Annotated in this window: 1 pseudogene; it reads right to left on the reverse strand. The window is 59.7% G+C overall.

Annotation, left to right across the window (positions count from 1 at the left end):
* Positions 1 to 9: 9 nt before the first annotated feature.
* Positions 10 to 258, reverse strand: a pseudogene (locus SB751_RS32510) (NmrA family transcriptional regulator); the annotation flags it as partial.

Below are 258 nucleotides of genomic sequence, written 5' to 3' on the forward strand. Positions count from 1 at the left end.
CTTGCAAGTTTAGCTGTCGAATTTCGTGCGTGCGCCTTCGTAGTGACGTTTCATGAAGTCCAGGAGCGATGTCGGCCGCACGGTCGGATATTGGTCATTTGCGATGTCGCGCAAGGTGCCTTCGCCCGACATCATCGGCAGCAGATACTGGAGCGGCAGCATTGCCATCGGATGAGCACCGGCCTTCGCCATTCGCCGTAGCTCGGCATAGCCGTCCGCGATCGAGCCTCGACGCACCCGATGAAGCTCCTTGCCGGT

This window comes from Cupriavidus sp. SIMBA_020 (assembly GCF_046535395.1).
In the GTDB taxonomy this organism is placed as follows: Bacteria; Pseudomonadota; Gammaproteobacteria; order Burkholderiales; family Burkholderiaceae; genus Cupriavidus; species Cupriavidus campinensis.